This window comes from Trichocoleus desertorum ATA4-8-CV12, assembly GCA_019358975.1.
Lineage (GTDB): Bacteria > Cyanobacteriota > Cyanobacteriia > FACHB-46 > FACHB-46 > Trichocoleus > Trichocoleus desertorum_A.
The window spans coordinates 146944-167033 of record JAHHIL010000001.1 but is presented as its reverse complement, the minus strand read 5'-3'; the positions used below and the strand labels follow the sequence as shown (position 1 = coordinate 167033).

Here is a 20090-nt window from a genome sequence, read left to right as displayed (position 1 = left end):
TTTTTAGCTGGGATATTATGTGTTTTGGGCAGTGTTTCTTAGTTAAACAACCCCAAACCTCATTCAATTGATTAAATAGCCCCAGCTTTCTGTGACAGTTTAAAAAGCGGCTATTGAAGCACACCGTAATTAATTCCATGAACTAGATCAAAAGCACCCATTCAAACGAAGCAAACCATTATCTAGAGTTAATAGGTAATGGTTTTTAGCTTTTTAAGGGAACAATTTTTGGAGTGATCATTCCTTTTAGGTAGTTGAAGTGGGCAAGCTGCTAATTCCAAAAAACTTTCAATCAAATTAGATTTTTCTGGAACCTTTCAAGCAAGTCCTTCGACTATAAATTCAGGAACGCAAACATTAAATCAAACTTACCCTTTGAGGGAACCAAGATGAACCTCTCTCTGAAATCCATTGCTGCTTTTTCTGCTTTGTCTGTAATTGCGATCGCTCCTCTCCTCTCCGCTGGCTCCGCTTCTGCTCAACCTAGAAAAGGATTTAGCGATAGCTATGTAGGTGCAGGTGTGGCTGCGGGTGTCACCAACGGTGGTCAAAATAACGATGCTGCAACCTTTGGTGGCACAATTGATGGTCGCTTCGGCCTCCGCAAAGCTCCCGTTTCTCTGCGCGGTTCAGTTGTTTACAGCGACGACACTAGCGCCATCATTCCTATGATCACTTATGACCAAGGAATCACTAAAAACACCCAAGTTTACGGCGGTGTTGGCTACTCCTTTGTGGAAGCAAACGGCCAACCCACCCCAATGGGTAACGATGATGCAGTTGTATTGACCGCCGGGGTTGAATCTAAAGTCACCAAAGATGTTGTGGTTTATGGCAACACCAAGTGGGGCCTCAATGCTTATCAAAATGGCCCTGCTGATTCTCTAACCTTCAGCGCTGGTGCTGGCCTACGCTTCTAAGTTCACCTGAGAAACTTGATGCCAAAATCACTCCAACTACTGTGCTGAGTTGTAGGCATTCATCTGCTAGTTTTCAACCATGAGTCTGCATGAAATCTTTCATCAACTCTACAGCAACTAAGCAAGACTGAATAGTAATTCAACTTGGTTTCACTCAGCTCCTGGCCCTACAGCTAGGAGCTTTTTTAGTTGCTTTTTCCATTAATGGATAAAATGCAGTCAACTGATCCAATGCCGACCGATTCAATCAAGTTTTTAGGAATTTAATCACCTAATTCCCAATAACCAACTCAACTATTAATCCAAGTATGATTTCCAGTTGTGGCTGAGGAAATACTTTTTGAGATTCGCTTAAAAAATCAGGATCAACTCTTGATTAATTCTTGATCTAAGGCTGAGTTTGCTTGAAATGATCGGTGTTCTCCCTTAGCTTTCTCCGAGTTTACAGAGCAATTTTTAAGCGATATTATCAACTCAACTCAGCCGTCACGATTTAACCAGCCAAATCAGCTAGCATTAAATAGCATGTGCTTGACTTAACGCTGCCTAGTCCCGCAGTGGGGTTGGAATTTCATGCAAAATCCCTGACAAGCACCTTGACCCGACAAATGCAGTGATAAAATATATAGATTCACCGTAATTCCGGGCGGGTTACCGGGAATCGATAAGCTTCGAACTACTGAGGCTCTGAGCCCCTCAAAAGCTTTACAGCAAAAGTTTTACGGTTCAACCCTGACTTTAGACTACAACACTCGGTTGTACTCTAAGCTTCTGACTATTTTCAACTCGTACCGCAACTCCGATGGTTAAAACTCCGACTCCAACTCCCGTGGTTCGCAAACCTTCTAAGGTAGAAGGTCTTAAGGAACGTAGCCAATTTTTACGTGAGCCTGTTGCAAGTGAATTGCTACTGGATACCAACAGCTTTACAGAAGACGCGATTCAAATTCTCAAGTTTCATGGTTCCTATCAGCAGGACAATCGGGACAACCGGGTCAAGGGGCAGGAGAAAGACTACCAGTTCATGCTGCGAACTCGGAGTCCGGGTGGCTTTATTCCACCGCAGCTGTACCTGACTTTAGATCAATTGTCAGAAACCTATGGCAATGGCACGCTCCGAGCCACGACTCGGCAAGGGTTTCAAATTCACGGCATTCTGAAGAAGAATTTGCGAGTGGCGATCGCGGAAATCATCAAAAGCATGGGTTCCACTTTAGGAGCTTGTGGGGATCTGAACCGTAATGTGATGGCACCGCCTGCGCCGTACAAGAATCGGCCTGAGTATCTCTACGCCCATGAATACGCCAATAGCATTGCCGACTTACTAACTCCCCAAACAGGCGCTTATTACGAAATTTGGTTGGATGGCGAAAAGTTTGTTAGTGCGGAAGAGCGTCCAGAGGTCAAAGCCGCACGCCAAAGCAACGGCAATGGCACTATTTTTCATGAAGGTGAGGAGCCGATTTACGGCACTTACTACATGCCCCGCAAATTTAAGATTGCGGTGACGATCCCCGGTGACAACTCGATTGACCTGTACTCCCAAGATTTAAGCTTGGTCGTCATTACCAACGAGCAAAATGAGCTAGAAGGGTTCAATATTTTAGCGGGGGGTGGTTTAGGTCGGACTCACGGTAAGGAAGACACTTTCCCTCGGATTGCTGATCCTTTAGGCTATGTGGATAAAGCGGATATCTACGACGCAGTGAAAGCGATCGTGGCCACTCAGCGAGACAATGGCAACCGCAGCGATCGCCGTCACTCCCGCCTGAAGTACTTGATGGAAGAGTGGGGTGTGGACAAGTTTCGCACTGAGGTCGAGCAGTACTTTGGCAAACCGCTGCAACCCTTCAAGCCGTTGCCTGAGTTTAAGTACTTAGATTTTCTGGGCTGGCAAGAACAAGGAGATGGCAAGCTGTTTGTTGGCATTCCGATCGAGAATGGTCGGGTGAAGGACGAGGGTGCCTTCCAGCTCAAAACGGCGTTGCGGGAAATTGTCAAGCAGTTCAATCTGCCCATGCTGTTGACAGGTAGCCAAGATGCCATTCTGTACGACATCAATCCAGGCGATCGCGCTGCCATTCAAGCCATATTCGATCGCTGTGGCATTCAGGCTGATCCTGACAAAATTGATTCTCTCGTGCGCTATTCGATGGCCTGTCCCGCTTTGCCTACTTGTGGCTTGGCGGTGACTGAGTCGGAGCGAATTATGCCAGAGATTCTGGAACGGATTCGCGCTCTGCTAGATAAAGTGGGTCTGGAACAAGAGCACTTTATTATTCGAATGACAGGTTGCCCCAACGGTTGCGCCCGTCCATACTTAGCAGAATTGGGCTTCGTAGGCAGTGCTCCAGAGCATTATCAAGTTTGGCTGGGTGCTTCTCCTAACCAAACTCGCTTATCTCAGCCTTATGTGGAGAAGCTCCACATTAACGATTTAGAAATTGGCCTAGAACCAATTTTTGTCTACTTCAAGCAATCTCGCACAGCCGGAGAGAGTTTTGGAGATTTCTGCGATCGCGTTGGCCTAGAGGCCATTCGGCAGTTTTCTGTCGCTTACCAATCTGACCCGCCTGAGCTGGTTAGCAGCTACGCCGCCACGGTTAACACTGCCAATGATGAAGCGATCGCTAGTGTGAGCGAGACCGATGGGCTTGGTAAAGTCCGTCGCCGCATCACAGTACGAGAAGACCTTTATGCTAGTCTGCAAGCGATGGCTGCCCAGCAAGGTAAGAAGGTATCTCAACTGGCTACTGAGGCGATCGCAGCTTATGTAGAAGCTAACCAAAAGCCATAGTTTAACTAGAAGCTATAGTTACAGCTCAGAAATCCGATCCTTGGGGGCACTCGCCCCCAAACCCCCGCTGAGAGACGGTTGCGTCCCTCAGGCTCCCTCCAAACGAGTCTGACTGTGGGGGTTTCGGGTTTTTGGCTATATCAAGTTTTGGCACTCGGCTTCTGGCTTCTCCCCTTTTCATCCTTCATCCTTCCTCATGGGAGATGCCACAGCGGGGTCAAGTAGTCTGTAATGGAGGATACAAGAAACTATCTATCCTAAGGGGTGGAATTATGACTTGGCTAGAACGGCACTTTGGGCAGGAGTGTAGTAAAAAATTCCAGTCGGAGACTCAGAAGCACCCAGACGAAGGGGGGATGACCCCTGGACTCACAGGTGAGTATGACTTGGAACTCCGAGAGAAAGCGGGCATGCATCAACCGCCTCCGGCTCCGGAGAATATGGGGCTTGAGGGTGAATATGACCCAGTAGGTTTGACGAAGCGAGTAGCGATCGCCTTTGACCGTGATCCCCAAATCAGTGAAATTGAAAGCTTAGAAATTGACCAAAACGGTAGCACCATCATCTTTAGAGGCTCTGTGCCTAGCTCGGAAATCCTGCAATACATCACAGGGATGGCGGCGAAGGTGGATGGCACCAAAGCAGTAGACACCTCCCAAGTCAGGGTCTCCTAAACCAACTGATAGCCTTAGCTTCAGCCTGCTCTTTGCAGCGTCACGACGTTCAACGGTGGCAGATGAATCGTAAAGACCGTCCAACCGTGACTGCTCTCGACCTGAATGGTACCTTGCAGTTGTTCTACTAGGCGCTTGACCAAGGCTAGTCCTAAACCAGTCCCTCCTTGCTTCCAGGGGTCAGCATGGGGGACTCGATAAAATTTGTCGAAAATTCGCAGGATTTCTGTCGGCGGAATTTCTGCTTGGTTTTGGATAATCAGGCGGGTAAAGGGGACTACCGGGGAGATCGGTGAGGGACTGGTCACTTGCTCTACCTTCAGAATAATCTCACCGCCTGCTGGAGTATATTTGCAAGCGTTATTCAGCAGTTCGCCTAACATGCGCTCCAAGCTAGAGCGATCGGTAATTAAGGGCGGGGAGTTTTCTGGCAGATCAATGTTGAGCACCTGCTGATGTTCTTGCAGGCGGGAGCGGAAAGGCTCAATTAGGCTAGAGAACCAATCTTGCAGGTTGATCGCCTCCACCAGAAAGGTAGGATAAGCCGATGCTTCTAAGCGCTGTAGATCTAGTAGGTCGTTGATGAGGTCAATTTCACGGGCACATTCTGCCTTTAGAATTTCCAGATAACGCTGTTGGCGTTCAGCATTAGTGGCGATCGTCAGCATTTGCAGCGCCATTTTCATGTTCGACATCGGTGTCCGTAGCTCATGGGACACTGTGCTCAAAAAGTCATCTTTGAGGTGATTCAGTTTTTGCAGTTCTGCTAGGAGTCGAGCTTGTTCAGCCTGCTGGCGAATCGCTTCCTTGGCTTTGATCTGCTCGGTGAGATCGCGGAAGACTAAAACAGCACCCATCATCAGGTTTTGGTCATTTTGCAACGGCGTCAAACTGTACTCAATGGGAATACTTTGGTCTTCGCTGCACTTAAGGCTAGTTTCTACAGCAGTTTTTGGGCCAATACTGTCCTCCAAGAGGCTGCTGATGGGTTGCTGGAAGACTCTCTGGGTGGCCTCGTCCTCGGTCTGGAAAACAGCGATCGCAGGCTTTCCAAGAGCTTGTGCTTGCTTCCATCCCGTTAGACTCTCCGCTACAGGGTTCATGAACGTAATCAACCCTGTCGTATCAATCGTAATCACGGCATCCGCGATACTTCTCAAAACAGTTGACAGCCACTGCTCTCGTTCTTGCAACTGCTTCTCTAGCCGATGCCTCGCTAAAGTAATTTCGATCGTTGTATTCAGTTCTCGTTCTTTAAAGGGTTTTAATATATAGCCAAACGGTTGAGTTTGCTTAGCACGAGCTAAGGTGTCGTCATCCGCATAAGCGGTTAAATAAATAATTGGCAGCTGAAAGCGGTGGTGAATTTGTCTGGCTGCTTCAATTCCGTCGATCGCACCTTTGAGGCGAATATCCATTAAGACCAAATCTAAGTGATTCTCAGATGCCCTTAAAATGGCTTCTTCACCAGAGGCAGCAACCACAGGCACTGCATACCCAAACTTCTTCAGTCTGTTTTGCAAGTCCTTGGCGACAATGCTTTCATCCTCAACCACCATTATGTTTACAGTTGTCATTGTCCCAGATAACTTTTAGTTAGGAAATACAATTTCAAATTCGACACCATCACCCTCATTGATCTGGATTGCTCCCTCAATTTGATGAGTCAGGGCATTCACTAATTGCAAACCCAAAGAATCGGTATTTTGGTAATCTAAGTCTTTGGACAAACCAACCCCGGTATCGCTAACAGCAAGCATGAAGTGATGCGCATCTCGGACACCAAAATGAATACAAACTTCTCCTGTTCGTCCATCCGGAAATGCGTGCTTGAGGGCATTTGACACCAGCTCGTTAATGATGAGACCGCAGGGAATAGCGGTATCTAGGCCCAACCAAACCTCATCTACATCAATTTTTAAGGCGATCGCATCCGCATTAATTTCATAGGTATAAAACAAATTTGACACCAGGTCACAGATGTAATCTGGGGCATTAATCCGAGCCATATCTTCAGATTGATAGAGCTTTTCATGAATTAACGCCATTGATTCAATTCGGTTTTGGCTCTCTCTAAATACAGCTAGCACTTCGTCATCTTCTAGGTTTTGGCATTGTAGGTTCAACAGGCTAGAAATAATTTGCAGATTGTTTTTAACTCGATGATGAACTTCTTTAAGTAGAACTTCTTTTTCCTGAAGTGAAGTTCTCATGCGCTCTTCAATTTGCTTGCGATTGGTGGTGTCAAAGCGAATAGCAAGATATTGAAACGGTTGGCCTTGCTCGTTCAGAAAAGGCACAATTGTGGTGTCAACCCAGTAGTCGCTACCATCTTTAGCGCGGTTCTTAATCTCTCCCTTCCAAACCTTGCCCTTAGAAATCACTGACCAGAGATCCTGAAAGAAAGTTGGGTCATGATAACCGGAGTTAATCAGGCGATGGTTCTTTCCCAGTAATTCCTCTCTGGTATATTGGGAAAGCTCACAAAACTTGTCGTTGATATAAGTAATAATGCCCTGCCGATCAGTAGTCACAACGATTGCTGATTGATCGAGAGCAAACTTAATATCCGACAGTTCTTTCAGAGAATTTTGCAGTTGTGCTTCAGCCTGTCGGCGCTCGGAAATATCTTCAATCACAGAAATAAAATATTTGGGCTTAGTCGCTTCCCGCACTAGCGAAACAGTTAAATTGACCCAAATCGTAGATCCATCTTTGCGGACGTACCGTTTCTCCATCGAAAAAGTCTGTAGGGTGCCCGCTAAAACTTGGTGAACACAAGCTAAGTCAGCAGCCAAATCATCAGGAACAGTGATGTCTTGAAAGGTGAGGTCAAGTAGCTCCGAGCGGGTGTAGCCGACAGTATCGCAAAGCTTTTGATTCACACGCAGCCATTGTCCCTCCAAGCCAACATGGGCAATCCCGACCGCAGCTTGTTCAAAAGTTGCCCGAAACCGCTGCTCACTATCTCGCAAGGTTGCCTCTATCCGTTGTCGTTCTACGATTTCTAGTCGCAGTTCTTTGTTGGCCTGAGCTAGGGCTGTGGTTCTTTCGGTTACCCGAATTTCTAGCTCGTTATGAGCGGCTTGAAGCGCTAACTCAGCTTGCTTGCGATCGGTAATATCGTTATTGATTTCTAGAACAGCAACAGGATTGCCATTTTCATCTCTTTGCAAAGCCCAACGACTCGCCACAACTAACTGACTGCCATCTTTTTTGGTATGGCACAGTTCCCCTTCCCAACGATTCTCCCGTAGCAACTGAGCTTCAATCTCCGCTAGCGGTTGAGGAAACTCTGTTTTTAACAAAGTGTGTGAACCACAAGATAAAGCTTCTGCTTTTGACCACCCATACATTTCTTCTGCGCCCTGGTTCCAGAAGGTGATAGCACCATTCCACGCTCTCACCAAGATGGTGTCATGTGCTAGATCCAGTAATTGAGCTTGCTTCTGGAGCATCGCTGCCTGCCTAGCTAGAACTGCCTCGGCTTGCTGACGTTCTAGAATCTGCTGCTCTAATTCTCGGTTAGTTGCTTCTAGCTGAGCAGGACTCGGTAAAGCCAGAACTTTTGGGATTAATGGCCCCAACTCTAGAGCGGTGAAGAGAGATATGGTGGCTGTGAACGCCTTAACGGTGCCAGATACCCAGTAAGTTGGATGCCAAAGCGTCCAAACTTCCAAAATGTGTGTCGTTCCACAAGCGATGATGAAGGCTCCAAACAGTAAAAATATCCACGGGAAGGGAACATCGCGCCGCTTCCGGATAAAGTAGACCAACGAAATCGGAATTGAATAATAAGCTAGGGCGATCGCTAAATCTGAGACTACATGGAGCCAGACTAAGCCCGGTCGCCACAGGTAACAGTGCCCATGCGGAATAAATTGATCAGAAAATAAAAAACTGCTAAAGAATTCCCACATAAAATTTATTGTTCTGATTTCAAAAATCTAGTTTTTGAAGCATTAGTTAGTCTGCTATAGCAATCCTTTTTGATTCTTCAATGGGGTGCAAGGGTAAAACCCTTGTGTGGGGACTTCGCCCCCACCCCCTGTTTCCAATCCATTTAGGATTGCTATAGATAATGGGCAAGACTCAACGCCTAAGATCACCCAAAAGAAAAAAGGTTTTTAGTAGTTTTCTTTATCGAAAAAATTGAATCGCAGGGTTTAAACTGTAGGAATTTAAGGGCTGCTATCCTATCTCAAACTTTGTTCGATCAACCCTTTGGGTACACCCGTAATCGTACGGAAGTCATTTAGAAATCAACCACATCGCTTCTTTTAGAGTTCGCATTAGCTCATCTGATTAGGTAAAAACCTGCTGTAGATTCACTGTAATCAAAAGCTTTGATAAAAAAAGGCTTAAGTATTTGTTTGTTGAGATCGAGCGGCTCTAGAAGCCTTTGACCTGTGAAAAAGGTAGACCCAACCCTAGATGAATCAGAACACTCAATGTCAGGATAGACAGGATAGAAAAGTCGGCCTAGGAGTATCACTTGCCTGAGTTGCAACGATTGGCGATCGCGCCCACTCAACTACATGGAGAGCAAATTAGCTTAAGCGCAGAGCAACAGCATTATTTGAGCCGAGTTTTGCGGCTCCGTTGTGGCGATCGCTTTATTGCGATGAATGGTCAAGGCCAGTGGTGGTTAGCTGAACTATTAGAGAGCCAAGACCAAGCTCTGCAAGCGCAGATTGTTCAAACTTTGAGCGTTGATACTGAGTTATCTACTGCAATCACACTAGTCATAGCTTTACCGAAAGGCAGTGGATTTGATGAAGTGGTGCGGCAAGCCACCGAACTCGGCATTAGCTGTATTGCTCCTGTGATTAGCGATCGCACCTTACTCCACCCTAGCCCCCAAAAACTAGAACGCTGGCGGCGTATTGCCCAAGAAGCAGCGGAGCAGTCTGAGCGACAAGTTGTGCCTACGCTCCTAGAACCCGTTTCCTTGCTGACACAACTACAAGAGTTACGAGCAACCACCCCAGACACACCTCCAGCCATTGGCTACTTTTGCGTCACTCGGTACGATGCGCCCCATCTATTGAACTGCTTACAGAGAGATTTTGGGTTTACCGACCAGCAACCACGGTTGTCTGCGCTATCCTCAATGGTAATTGTGACTGGACCGGAAGGCGGCTGGACAGAGAGGGAAGTTGAGCAAGCGATCGCGCTAGGATATCAACCTGTGTCTTTGGGGCAGCGCATTCTCAGGGCTGTCACCGCTCCCTTAGTCGCACTCTCTTTAATGGCTGCTGTGACTGAAGCCAATCCGAGTCCCATCTCCACCAATTTGCCAGGGTGAACTAAAGAAATTATGACTGAGCTGGAACAAGTAGCGGCTGCCTTTGACAGCAAGGACTATCGCACTGCCGCCCAATTACTTAAGGCTCTGCGACAACGGATGCCAGAAAATCCTTGGGTGCAGTTATATATCGGACGGCTACATGAAGTCTCTGGCAAACTAGACGCGGCTGAATCCGTTTATCGCCAGCTCCTGCGCAACTCACTGCATCCTAAAGTGGCAACACAAGCTCGACAAGGCATGCAACGGGTGGAAGCGATTGTGAAAGCCCAACGGCAACAAGCGATCGCCGAGGCAACGACTGACCCTGCCAACACCGAACTCGGCTTTTTGATGCTCGCTCCAGTAACCGGGGAAGCCAGAAACGTCGCAGCTCAAAACTTTGCCCGCATCATGAAGCTAGATGCTTATACGGCCCGGATGCAACTCCCCAGCCGCAGTTGGCAACTGTACCGCACTGGCCCAATTGGAGAACTACAAGTCTACGGCCAAGAGCTAGGGAGCGCTCAGATTCCCGCCTTCTGGGTGTCTTTAGCGGCAGTTGAAAAACTACGGATCTTTCGCGTCCTACACTTTCAATCAGTTGCACCCCAGATCACCGTCGTTTGTCAAAACGAATTCGATCAGGTGGGTTCCTTGACCTTCGAGTGGTCAGAAGTGACGCGGCGGGTTGAAGGACTCCTGCCTATTTTTGGAGATGTGATTGATCAAGGAGCTTGGGGCAAGTTGCAATGGAAAGAGCAAACGCAAGATTACGCCCATATTTGGGACTTGCATATTCCCGGACGCCAATCCATCTTACGGTTCTGTGATAGCAACTACCTGTTTCAAGAAGACGCCGCGATCGCCGAGCAAGTGACTCCCCAAACCACCACTCGGATCAACTGGAACCACCTGATCGATTTCCTCAATCAAAAATTGCCCAACTTAGAAGTTTGGTCAGATTTTACGGGCTTTGCCGAAACCACAGTAGATCATATTCCCCCCTTAAGCCGCATCAAAGCGCAAATCGACATAGAAAGAAAAGCAGAGACCCATTGGGACCCTGCCTTTCAGCTCTATAGCGCTCTGGTATTTTTACAGTCGAATTAGAAAAGACAAGTTAAAACAGGCAGTTAGAGGAGGAGAGCCTCCAAACCTACTCATTAGGTAGGAACTTTAACTTGACGAGCCATATCCAAGAAGGAACTCATATTAGGACCAGGACGACGGCGATCGCCAAAGCTAGAGAACGCGATCGCGGGTTCAGAAGACTTTTGACCGTTCTGGTTGTTGGTTACAGGGGCAGGAGCGGGCTGAGCAGGAGCAGGTGTTGCCTCATTTTTCGTAGCCTCAGCCCTAGCAGCCTTTCTGGCTTCAGCTTTTCCAGGTTGAGCAGCGGGCTCTGGCGCTTTGGGAGCTTCTACCTTGGCAGCCTCAATCTTGGCAGGTTGGGCTTTCGCGGGCTCAGCTTTTGCAGCTTCAATCTTGGCAGTTTGCCCGTTGGCTGGAGAGTCATCTAATTCCATGAAATAGCCTGAATTCCGCTTAGGCTGTGGCACAGCACTGGGCGCGTCGGCGGCTGACTTCTTGCTAAACAAGCCAGTTACAAAGGCCAAAATTCCATTAATTAGTTTCTTAATAAAACCGAACATGATACCCGCTCCTAGCGTTGGTCTTAATGAGTTAAGTGAAAGCCTGAAAGATTAAAGCTAGCCGAGACTTCCAGCTACTTGATCTAACTAGTTCAATTAAGAAAATTATGAAATTTTCCTACTCACAAACACAAGATTACTCAACATTAATTTACAAAAGTTTATTGACAGCATAGGAGGTACAAATACTCACTCCGAAGACGCTACCTTGAACCACACTGCTTTGTAGACTTTTATCTTGTTTTGCAGACTTATTATGCAGACCTGTTTTGCAGAATTGACCCTCTGGTTTTAGCGTTTGCTTTTAGCCAGTCAATCAGCTGTCCTAAACAAAGCTCAAAATCGCGATCGCCTCTGTCTAAGCTAGAGATGCAAACAGAAAACGTAAGGGAGTTGCATGGGTTTTCGCCATCCAGTGTTGCTAATTCACGGCATTAACGACACCGAAGCCGTCTTCCACTCCATGTCTCGTTACTTAACGCGATTAGGTTACTCAGTCCACAGTCTTAGCTTAACCCCTAACAACGGTCACTTAGGCTTGGAATATCTAGCGGCCCAAGTTTCTAATTATGTAGCTAGCACCTTTGCTCCAGAACAACCCTTTGATTTAGTTGGCTTTAGTATGGGTGGCATTGTTAGCCGTTACTATGTACAGCGCCTAGGCGGAATTGCCCAAGTTAAACGTTTTGTCACCATTGCTTCACCCCACCAGGGGACTTGGATCGCCTATGGCTCCGAGCGGCCTGGTTGTAGACAAATGCGACCTGGAAGTGCTTTTTTGCAAGACTTAAATCAGGATACTGAGGTGTTAAGTCGGCTTGATTTCACCTCCATTTGGACCCCTCTAGACTTGATGATTGTGCCCGCCAATAGTTCACTCATGCCTATAGGACAAAGTGTGCCAGTTTGGGTGCCGAGCCATGCTTGGATGGTGTCTCATCCCCAGAGTTTGCAAGCTGTGGCTTCCTGCCTCCAAACTCCCCTCCAGGTTTCTATCTCTAGCGATCGCCCACTTGAGCAAAGTCGCGATCGCCAAAAATTGCCGCTGGATGGCAGTAGAACTTAAATTCCAGCAGATTGTGAAAGGGATCTTCGAGAAAGAAGGTGCGGTGTTCTAGAGGCAGACCGGGGAAACGGCGCTTTGGTTCTTGGTAAAAACGCAATTGTCGTTGTTGCGATCGCTCTAGCAGTTCTTCCCAGTCGGACTCTGAGGTAAACACCAACCCAAAATGCCTAGGATAAATGCCCCGTTGCGGTGTGAGCAGTTCTGAAGTTGTGTGAGCCACCAATTGATGCCCATATAAATTGAGGATCACGGAGGTTGCATTCTCGCGTCCCACCGTACAACCCAGCCCATCTGCATAAAAGACTTTGGTCTGGGCAATGTCAGTCACTGGAAAAGCCAAGTGAAACAAGACAGGATTCATAACACGCTCTATCAATAGATTGCTAACACTCGTCAACTCTTTAAAGCTGTTTTCAAATCGCGATCGCCCCACAAAATCTGATTTTATGAAACCATCTTCTTTAGATAACTGAAGTATTAAGAACTACGGGTAATCTCTTCAATGGCAATCTGAATCATGGTCTGATTTTTGGCAGGCACGCTGCTCAATGACTCTCAATTCAACCCAATAATCGCGAACAGATCAGCTGCTGCAAAAATAGTAATTCGAAGTAGGCATATGACCAGAATTTATTTTGCTACTAACCGCCGTCCTAATCGAGACGTAAACCCTGATGACTTTGGTCGTAACTTTAGCGATGACGGTCTAGCAAATTTGCGCTTTGGTCGAGCCGAAGTCTCAGGCCCCGAATTTGATCAGTTTCAGATTCGAGTGGCTCCTGAGGATTTATTTGCCGAGCCGCCTGTGTTGGGTAGCCAAACTATATTTGAGCAAGTTCAGCAAGACATGGCTCAGATAGGCGAAGATACCATCATCTTCATTCATGGTTTCAACACCTCCTTTCATGGAGCCTTAAGCTATGCAGCTCGGTTACACCAAGTCCTGACCGCCAACGACCCACTCAATCCAGCACAGCCCCTCAAGCTGAATATGTGTGTCTTTTCCTGGCCCTCCGATGGTTCCTTGCTGTTGACCAATCCGCGATCGCGTGATGCCGTTGCCTACAAAAATGATCGCCTGGATGCAGCTGCTTCTGGTGTCGCCTTTGCCCGTGCCTTCTTAAAACTTGCTGACTTTATTAACAAAATTAATCAGAACTCCCAGCCCCCTTGCAACCAACGATTACACCTGATTGCTCATAGCATGGGCGCTTATGTGTTGCGAGCTGCCATGCAAGAAGTTAAAAACCAAGTGGTTCAGCTACCGAGAATCTTTGATCAAGTGTTGCTGATGGCAGCCGACGAAGATGATGATGCCTTCGATCTTGACTACAAACTATTTTCCTTGCCCCGCATCACTCGTCGCACTAGCGTCTACTTCAACCGCAACGACTTAGCTTTGTGGGCTAGCGACACCCTAAAAGGGAACCCTCCCCGACTTGGCACCGATGGCCCTATGCAACCGCGATCGCTGCCTCGAAACGTCTACCCGATCGACTGCACCGATATTATTTCGCGCATCACCGATCCCGCCGAGCATGGCTATTTCGTCACTGTGCCGCGAGTCGTGACTGATATGAGACAAGTAATCCGTAACCAAATCCCAGATGAAATTCGCGGTCGGCGCTATATCCCTGAGACCAACCGCTATCGGTTACTCATGGGACTCGACCCCCAAAACCGCTAAGGCAAACCTCTCTCCAAACCCTCGCCAAATTCGAGAGAGGCTTTGGAGCTGTCTCCCCTTCCCTGCTAGGGAAGGGGCCGGGGGTTAGGTCTCAAGTTGCTTAAGCAGGGAGAAACTTGAGCGAAACTCCGTTCATGCAGTAGCGCTGACCCGTAGGCCGAGGACCATCATCAAACACATGACCCAGATGACCTCCACAACGATGACAATGCACCTCCACCCGGGTCATAAACCAAGACTTATCAGTGGTAGTCGCGATCGCATCCTCAATCGGAGCGTAGAAGCTAGGCCAACCCGTGCGGCTATCAAATTTGGTTTCAGAGGGGAATAGTGGCAACTCACAGCCCGCACAGACATAAGTGCCTTGGCCATACTGCTTATCTAATGGGCTAGTGCCAGCCCGCTCGGTTCCATGCTGACGTAGCACCTGAAACTGTTCTGGCGTCAAAATCTGCCGCCACTCTGCTTCGGTTTTAGTAACTTCAAAATTCTCGTTGGTCGTTGTCATAGCGCTTGAGTTCCCGCGTAAAAAAGATAAGCTCCAGGCTGAGCCAACAATTGCTGCACCCGCCCAGATAAAGTTTCGTCTCTTCATTTATCCATTATGAAGTTTGCAAAGCAGCTGAGTCGTCAGCCAACCCTAAGTTGCAACTTTTTGGCGCAGGTCTGGGGGATGCAACCGTCCCTCAGTGGGGGCCTCAATGGGGATTTAAGGGCAGGTGCCTCCAAGGGCTTCGGTTCTAGGCTGTGCCTAGACAAAAATTCTCAACTGTACGCTAGGGTGAAGTTGTAGTCAGCTCAAGTTCTACTAAGCCCTTTGTGAGGTCACAGCATGGATTCGCTAGAAAGCGTCAAGATGGCCGTTACTACCCTTACTGCCAACAAACTGCGGAGTAGCCTGACTATGCTCGGTATCATTATCGGCAACGCTTCTGTGATTGCAATGGTAGGCATCGGGCAAGGAGCCCAGAAGTACGCTGCCGAGCAGTTTGAATCCTTAGGGCCGAACGTGCTGTTCATTGTGCCTGGGTCGAGAGAAGCCCAGCGCTCCACCTTTGAAGTTCCCAAAACGCTAGTTCTTGCTGATGCCAGAGCGATCGCGACTCAAGTGCCTTCTGTCAATGCCGTTGCTCCGCAAATTAACAGCCAGCAGTTAGTCACTTATCTGAATAAGAACACCAACTCCATCATTATTGGCACGACACCAGAGTTTCTTACCGCTCGTGACTTTAATGTGGCGCAAGGACGATTTATTAGCGAGCTAGATTTAGAACGTAACAATCAAGTCGTTGCGCTTGGCGCAGAAATCGCCGAAAAACTGTTTGGCAGCGAAGAGCCCGTGGGCAAACAGATTCGGATTAAAAATGTCAGCTTTCAAGTCGTTGGGGTCATGGAAGCGAAAGGAGCCTTTCTGGGCAACAACCAAGACGACACACTTTATATTCCGCTGACCACCATGTCCAGCCGCATTGTGGGGCGTACCTCTCCCTACGGCATTGACTTAACCTTCATTGTTGCCTCGGCCAAAAACGAGAAAAGTGTGGAAGCCGCCCAGTTCCAGATCACCAATCTGCTGAGATTGCGACATAAAATCACCGGGGATGACGACTTTACGGTGCAAACGCAGAAAGACGCACTCAAGGTAGTGGGCAATGTCACCGGGGCCTTAACCATTATGCTGGCGGCGATCGCAGGTATTTCTCTCTTTGTGGGTGGCGTGGGCATCATGAATATCATGCTCGTATCGGTGCGAGAACGCACCCATGAAATTGGTCTGCGGAAAGCCATCGGCGCAACCCAGCAAGATATCTTGATTCAGTTCATGATTGAATCAGTGATCCTAGCTGCTCTAGGAGGCGCGATCGGCACCTTCATCGGTACCAGCGGCATTTGGCTGGTCGGTGCAGTTACTCCCTTGAAAGCGGGCGTTTCCCCAGTCGCGATTCTAGTTGCAGTGGGCGTTTCGGGTGGTATCGGCTTGTTCTTTGGAGTTGTGCCTGCGCGTCAAGCCGCTAAGCTAGACCCCATCGTCGCATTGAGAAGTGCATAGAAAGAAGTGCATAAGAAAAATGCTTAAGGAGTTGTAAGAGCGATCGCCATGCCCACCTCAGTCATTATCCGCTTAGAAAACATTGCGAAAACCTACGGCTCCGGCGAAACCGAAGTCCGAGCCTTGGCAGATGTAGACTTAGTGATTGAAAAAGGAGAATATTGCTCCATCATGGGCGCTTCCGGTTCCGGGAAATCCACCATGATGAACATGATTGGCTGCTTAGATCGCCCCACCTCAGGCAGTTACTACCTAGATGGTGTTGATGTCTCCCGCCTTAACGATTCAGAACTGGCCCATATCCGCAATCGCAAGATTGGGTTTGTTTTCCAGCAATTCCATTTACTACAGCAGCTCAGCGCTTTAGAGAATGTAATGCTGCCAATGGTTTACGCGAATGTTCCCAACGACGAACGCCGCGATCGCGCCGCAGAAGCCCTGAAACGAGTGGGCCTAGGGAACCGCATGAACAACAAACCCAACCAACTTTCTGGTGGACAACAACAGCGAGTCGCCATTGCCCGCGCGATCGTCAATCGCCCCGTTTTGCTCCTAGCCGATGAACCAACAGGCGCACTCGACACCCGCACCACCAAAGAAGTGATGGACATCTTTACCGAACTCAACACCAGTGGCATTACCATCGTCATCGTCACCCACGAACCCGACGTCGCCCGCCTCACCAAACGCATCGTCTGGTTCCGCGACGGTCAAGTCCTGCACTCCCACTTACAACCCGAAGAACTCGGCCAAGTTGCAGCCGCCTAATTCACTAGTGCTCAGCAAGCTCAACTAATTTAAATAAATATTGCGCTACCTTCAATTAGACGGATGACTTGAAGTTTAAGGGAAAACTGAAACTGAGGATGCCAGTTCCCTTTAGGTAAGTTCCGCTATGTTTCGCAAACTGCCAATCCCCTTCATTTTGCTAGTCGCCATTTTATTCGTAGCGCTAGGCGACAGCTTTCTGCCCCAACCTCTGAGTGGAGCCAGCCTCAGCACCCGTACTGCTCTGAACTCCGCGATCGCAGGTATATTTCCTTCCTGGCGACCTAAAACCAAACCCTACCAACGCACCGAAAAGGCCTTAGAACAAGAACAAGACACTCCCTAACCTCTAAGGCCGATCTATAAAAAAAAGAAAAAAGCTAAAACAAAGCAAACCAAACCCTTTTGGAGGGAGTTTGAGGGACGGTTGCGTCCCTCAATGGGGGCTTGGGGGCAAACGCCCCCAAACTCTTTCTGCAATTAAGCTTCCTTCAACCAGCTAAACATCGCCCGCAGATCCTTACCCACATCCTCAATCGGATGCTCCGCTTCCTGACGACGCATGGCTGTAAACCCAGCCTTACCCGATTGGTTTTCTAGCACAAACTCACGAGCAAACTGACCCGATTGAATCTCGCTCAGCACCTTCTTCATCTCAGCACGAGTGCTATCCGTGACAATGCGAGGCCCACGAGTCAAATCACCATACTCAGCCGTGTTGGAGATGCTGTCACGCATCTTCGCCAAGCCACCTTCCACAATCAGATCCACAATCAGCTTCACTTCGTGCAAGCACTCAAAGTAAGCCAACTCTGGTTGATAGCCAGCATTTACCAAGGTCTCGAAACCAGCCTTGATCAGCGCACTCAAACCACCGCACAGAACCACCTGCTCTCCAAACAAGTCAGTTTCGGTTTCTTCGCGGAAAGTGGTTTCCAGGATGCCACCACGAGTGCCCCCAATGCCTTTGGCATAAGCCATTGCGAGGTCGCGAGCTTGACCAGACGCATCTTGATAGACCGCAAACAGAGCAGGCACGCCTTGGCCTTGCTCATAAGTCCGACGCACTAAGTGACCAGGGCCTTTGGGCGCAGCCATCACCACGTCTACATCACTGGGAGGCACGATCTGACCGTAATGAATATTAAAGCCGTGCGCAAAAGCGAGAACTTTGCCTGCTTTCAGGTTGGGTTCAATCTCTTCTTTGTAAACGGTCTTTTGTACTTCATCAGGCAACAAGATCATGATGAAGTCAGCCGCAGCCGCAGCATCAGCGACGTTTTTAACCGCCAAACCTGATTCTTGGGCCTTTGTAGCAGATTTGCTCCCTGGATACAGCCCGACGATGACGTTCATGCCACTATCTTTGAGATTGAGAGCGTGGGCATGACCTTGAGAGCCATAGCCAATGATTGCAATGGTTTTTCCAGCTAATAAGTCTAAATTGGCATCAGCGTCGTAATACATTCGAGCCATATCGGTGTCTCCTGACCGCATGCGCGTGATTCTCTGCAAACTCTTAATCTTATCAGACTTATGTCTCAAGACCGTTGCAAATAGCGCGACCCATCTTTAAACGAAACTCGTTATTAAAAAAATAATTGAACGGCTAGAAGTACGATTTTTCTAACCTTGTATTGAGGCTGAAGCAGAAAATCCCGATGAGAATACAGCCAACTTCCAGAGTCTTTTTATCGTATGGCACCTATAGGCACTGCTATCTTCGACATCATTGGCACCTGCTTCAGCTTGGAGCAACCCCGTCAGCAATTAATAGAAATGGGGGCACCGCCTCAAGCGCTAGAACTGTGGTTTGCTCAAACTCTGAGGGACGCCTTTGCTCTTTCGCATGCAGGAGGGTACTGCCCACTCAAACAAGTGCTAGAAGCAGAACTGCCTAGAACGCTGAAGCTACTGGGGGTTGAGGCAAATGCAGATCAACAAGCTCAGGCGATCGCCGCTTTCTCTCAACTAGAACTACAACCAGATGCCCTAGAAGCTTTTCAGAAACTAGCTCAGGCGGGTTGGCAACTCATTGCTTTAACCAATGGCAGTGAGGATTCTACCCGCAAACTCTTGGAGCAAGCAGGTAGCTCAGAATATTTTGCTAACGTTTTCTCTTGTGATGCCATCCAAAAAACCAAACCGCATCCGAAAGTTTATGATTTGCCTCGCCAAGCAATTGTAGGGGAGGCTTGGATGATTGCAGCTCACGCTTGGGATATTGCAGGGGCTGCCCGAGCTGGTTACAAAACGGCTTTTATCACTCAGCAAGAGGGAGATTACTTGAGCGTTTATCCTAAGCCAGATGTGGTTGCCAATGACTTGTTGAGTGCTGTGAATCAGATGGTGCAGCCTGTTTCTGCTCAGACAATGACCTAGTAGAAAAGCTAAAAACGCAAAAAACCCCCTGAGTAGGGGGATGAGAGCAAGAAGTTTGTCACAATGATTTAGCTTAAGCAGCTACTTAAACTACTGGTTGTAGTACTTCCTCTTGAGGAGGGTTAAAATCTGCGCCACGAGGCAGACGCTTTTTAGCTTCTTCGTCCAGCTTTTTGCGAACGGTTAAATTAGCAATTCCAGTTGCTGGCAAGCTATAGGTTTGTTGGAAGGTCTTCATGGCTCGCAGAGTCAGAGGGCCATAGAACGCACTCACAGGCAGCTTGGCATTGACGGTTAAATTCAAGCTGTACTGAAGATTTTTCACGATTTGTTCAGCTTTAATTTCCGTTGCGGCATCTAATCTACCTGTGCTGGACAGGCCATATTGAGCCTGAAATTCACGTAATGCTGCCTGAGTGTAGATATCTAAGGTGGCATCGTAGTTGCCGTTGATGCCGTTGGGGCCTAGGTTATATCCCAATCCATCCAAAACTTCTTTGATTTGAGTTAGAGAGTAAGCCATGATGCAATTCCTGCTGCTTGAGTAAGGGCTTGATTGATCTCAAATTAGCTTTGGCAGCACTGCTGTCACCTCCTACGGTGTGGTCATCCAACCGCATGAGCTTGCTTTACTCCTATTGGATTGAGGAAATGTTGGGAATAAGAGTGAAGTTGTTTAATTGCTAAAGTTAGTTGTCAGTAATACGAATGTCTATAAAAGCACTAGCGATCGCAACTTGGCAAAAATTCCCAATGACCGCAATAACCCGTAAAAACCGACTTGTGGGAATCCGAAAATCGCTT

18 protein-coding genes are annotated in these 20090 nt (G+C 48.1%); 11 read left to right on the top strand and 7 right to left on the bottom strand.

The window, feature by feature from the left end:
* Positions 1-389: 389 nt before the first annotated feature.
* The 3 genes from KME12_00805 (at position 390) to KME12_00795 (ending at position 4391) form a co-directional block, all read left to right on the top strand.
* Positions 390-920: a porin family protein gene (locus tag KME12_00805; GenBank protein MBW4486306.1), complete on the top strand. Its 531-nt coding sequence runs from the start codon at positions 390-392 to the stop codon at positions 918-920.
* Positions 921-1722: 802 nt separating this feature from the next.
* Complete coding sequence (gene sir, locus KME12_00800) at positions 1723-3717, top strand: sulfite reductase, ferredoxin dependent (GenBank protein ID MBW4486305.1); 1995 nt, start codon at positions 1723-1725, stop codon at positions 3715-3717.
* Between the two features lie 272 nt (positions 3718-3989).
* Entirely contained in the window at positions 3990-4391 is a 402-nt protein-coding gene (locus KME12_00795) for a hypothetical protein (protein MBW4486304.1), read from the top strand.
* A gap of 20 nt (positions 4392-4411) precedes the next feature.
* Here the strand turns inward: KME12_00795 and KME12_00790 are convergent, their stop codons facing one another.
* Positions 4412-5968, bottom strand: coding sequence for a response regulator (locus KME12_00790; protein MBW4486303.1), 1557 nt, complete (start codon positions 5966-5968; stop codon positions 4412-4414).
* 15 nt (positions 5969-5983) lie between these two features.
* Complete coding sequence (locus KME12_00785; GenBank protein ID MBW4486302.1) at positions 5984-8311, bottom strand: PAS domain S-box protein; 2328 nt, start codon at positions 8309-8311, stop codon at positions 5984-5986.
* 575 nt (positions 8312-8886) lie between these two features.
* Between KME12_00785 and KME12_00780 the strand changes: the two genes are divergently transcribed.
* Together KME12_00780 and KME12_00775 are read left to right on the top strand one after the other, a co-directional pair.
* Positions 8887-9699: a 16S rRNA (uracil(1498)-N(3))-methyltransferase gene (locus KME12_00780; GenBank protein ID MBW4486301.1), complete on the top strand. Its 813-nt coding sequence runs from the start codon at positions 8887-8889 to the stop codon at positions 9697-9699.
* A gap of 12 nt (positions 9700-9711) precedes the next feature.
* Positions 9712-10791 carry a tetratricopeptide repeat protein gene (locus KME12_00775; protein ID MBW4486300.1) on the top strand — a complete coding sequence of 360 codons (1080 nt, stop codon included), beginning with the start codon at positions 9712-9714 and terminating at the stop codon, positions 10789-10791.
* A 53-nt stretch (positions 10792-10844) separates the two neighbouring features.
* Here KME12_00775 and KME12_00770 read toward each other — a convergent pair whose 3' ends face one another.
* Positions 10845-11333, bottom strand: coding sequence for a hypothetical protein (locus KME12_00770; protein MBW4486299.1), 489 nt, complete (start codon positions 11331-11333; stop codon positions 10845-10847).
* Between the two features lie 397 nt (positions 11334-11730).
* On the opposite strand from KME12_00770, the gene KME12_00765 reads away from it, so the two are divergent.
* Positions 11731-12399 carry a triacylglycerol lipase gene (locus tag KME12_00765; GenBank protein MBW4486298.1) on the top strand — a complete coding sequence of 223 codons (669 nt, stop codon included), beginning with the start codon at positions 11731-11733 and terminating at the stop codon, positions 12397-12399.
* Here KME12_00765 and KME12_00760 read toward each other — a convergent pair.
* Complete coding sequence (locus tag KME12_00760) at positions 12332-12760, bottom strand: VOC family protein (GenBank protein ID MBW4486297.1); 429 nt, start codon at positions 12758-12760, stop codon at positions 12332-12334. The genes KME12_00765 and KME12_00760 overlap by 68 nt on opposite strands.
* Positions 12761-13018: 258 nt before the next feature.
* On the opposite strand from KME12_00760, the gene KME12_00755 reads away from it, so the two are divergent.
* Complete coding sequence (locus tag KME12_00755; GenBank protein MBW4486296.1) at positions 13019-14086, top strand: alpha/beta fold hydrolase; 1068 nt, start codon at positions 13019-13021, stop codon at positions 14084-14086.
* A gap of 100 nt (positions 14087-14186) precedes the next feature.
* Here KME12_00755 and msrB read toward each other — a convergent pair whose 3' ends face one another.
* On the bottom strand, positions 14187-14681 hold the full coding sequence (gene msrB / locus KME12_00750; GenBank protein MBW4486295.1) for a peptide-methionine (R)-S-oxide reductase MsrB: 495 nt from the start codon (positions 14679-14681) through the stop codon (positions 14187-14189).
* Positions 14682-14918: 237 nt separating this feature from the next.
* Between msrB and KME12_00745 the strand changes: the two genes are divergently transcribed.
* The 3 genes from KME12_00745 to KME12_00735 all read left to right on the top strand — a co-directional run bounded on the left by KME12_00745 (position 14919) and on the right by KME12_00735 (position 17250).
* Positions 14919-16136 (top strand): ABC transporter permease, encoded by a 1218-nt coding sequence (locus KME12_00745; protein MBW4486294.1) that lies wholly within the window; start codon positions 14919-14921, stop codon positions 16134-16136.
* 63 nt (positions 16137-16199) lie between these two features.
* The gene (locus KME12_00740; GenBank protein ID MBW4486293.1) at positions 16200-16904 is read left to right on the top strand and encodes an ABC transporter ATP-binding protein; all 705 of its coding nucleotides are present in this window, start codon (positions 16200-16202) and stop codon (positions 16902-16904) included.
* 127 nt (positions 16905-17031) lie between these two features.
* Positions 17032-17250 carry a hypothetical protein gene (locus KME12_00735; GenBank protein ID MBW4486292.1) on the top strand — a complete coding sequence of 73 codons (219 nt, stop codon included), beginning with the start codon at positions 17032-17034 and terminating at the stop codon, positions 17248-17250.
* A gap of 134 nt (positions 17251-17384) precedes the next feature.
* Here the strand turns inward: KME12_00735 and ilvC are convergent, their stop codons facing one another.
* Positions 17385-18401, bottom strand: coding sequence for a ketol-acid reductoisomerase (gene ilvC, locus KME12_00730; GenBank protein MBW4486291.1), 1017 nt, complete (start codon positions 18399-18401; stop codon positions 17385-17387).
* A gap of 201 nt (positions 18402-18602) precedes the next feature.
* Between ilvC and KME12_00725 the strand changes: the two genes are divergently transcribed.
* Positions 18603-19286, top strand: coding sequence for an HAD-IA family hydrolase (locus KME12_00725; GenBank protein MBW4486290.1), 684 nt, complete (start codon positions 18603-18605; stop codon positions 19284-19286).
* A gap of 85 nt (positions 19287-19371) precedes the next feature.
* Here the strand turns inward: KME12_00725 and KME12_00720 are convergent, their stop codons facing one another.
* Positions 19372-19809 (bottom strand): peptidoglycan-binding protein, encoded by a 438-nt coding sequence (locus KME12_00720; protein MBW4486289.1) that lies wholly within the window; start codon positions 19807-19809, stop codon positions 19372-19374.
* Between the last annotated feature and the right edge of the window lie 281 nt (positions 19810-20090).

Coding starts and splice junctions, on each gene's coding strand:
- msrB (MBW4486295.1), bottom strand. CDS start 14,681: ATGAAGAGACGAAACTTTATCTGGGCGGGTGCAGCAATTGTTGGCTCA.
- KME12_00765 (MBW4486298.1), top strand. CDS start 11,731: ATGGGTTTTCGCCATCCAGTGTTGCTAATTCACGGCATTAACGACACC.
- KME12_00770 (MBW4486299.1), bottom strand. CDS start 11,333: ATGTTCGGTTTTATTAAGAAACTAATTAATGGAATTTTGGCCTTTGTA.
- KME12_00790 (MBW4486303.1), bottom strand. CDS start 5,968: ATGACAACTGTAAACATAATGGTGGTTGAGGATGAAAGCATTGTCGCC.
- KME12_00795 (MBW4486304.1), top strand. CDS start 3,990: ATGACTTGGCTAGAACGGCACTTTGGGCAGGAGTGTAGTAAAAAATTC.
- KME12_00775 (MBW4486300.1), top strand. CDS start 9,712: ATGACTGAGCTGGAACAAGTAGCGGCTGCCTTTGACAGCAAGGACTAT.
- KME12_00720 (MBW4486289.1), bottom strand. CDS start 19,809: ATGGCTTACTCTCTAACTCAAATCAAAGAAGTTTTGGATGGATTGGGA.
- KME12_00760 (MBW4486297.1), bottom strand. CDS start 12,760: ATGAATCCTGTCTTGTTTCACTTGGCTTTTCCAGTGACTGACATTGCC.
- KME12_00785 (MBW4486302.1), bottom strand. CDS start 8,311: ATGTGGGAATTCTTTAGCAGTTTTTTATTTTCTGATCAATTTATTCCG.
- KME12_00805 (MBW4486306.1), top strand. CDS start 390: ATGAACCTCTCTCTGAAATCCATTGCTGCTTTTTCTGCTTTGTCTGTA.
- sir (MBW4486305.1), top strand. CDS start 1,723: ATGGTTAAAACTCCGACTCCAACTCCCGTGGTTCGCAAACCTTCTAAG.
- KME12_00755 (MBW4486296.1), top strand. CDS start 13,019: ATGACCAGAATTTATTTTGCTACTAACCGCCGTCCTAATCGAGACGTA.
- ilvC (MBW4486291.1), bottom strand. CDS start 18,401: ATGCGGTCAGGAGACACCGATATGGCTCGAATGTATTACGACGCTGAT.
- KME12_00735 (MBW4486292.1), top strand. CDS start 17,032: ATGTTTCGCAAACTGCCAATCCCCTTCATTTTGCTAGTCGCCATTTTA.
- KME12_00725 (MBW4486290.1), top strand. CDS start 18,603: ATGGCACCTATAGGCACTGCTATCTTCGACATCATTGGCACCTGCTTC.
- KME12_00745 (MBW4486294.1), top strand. CDS start 14,919: ATGGATTCGCTAGAAAGCGTCAAGATGGCCGTTACTACCCTTACTGCC.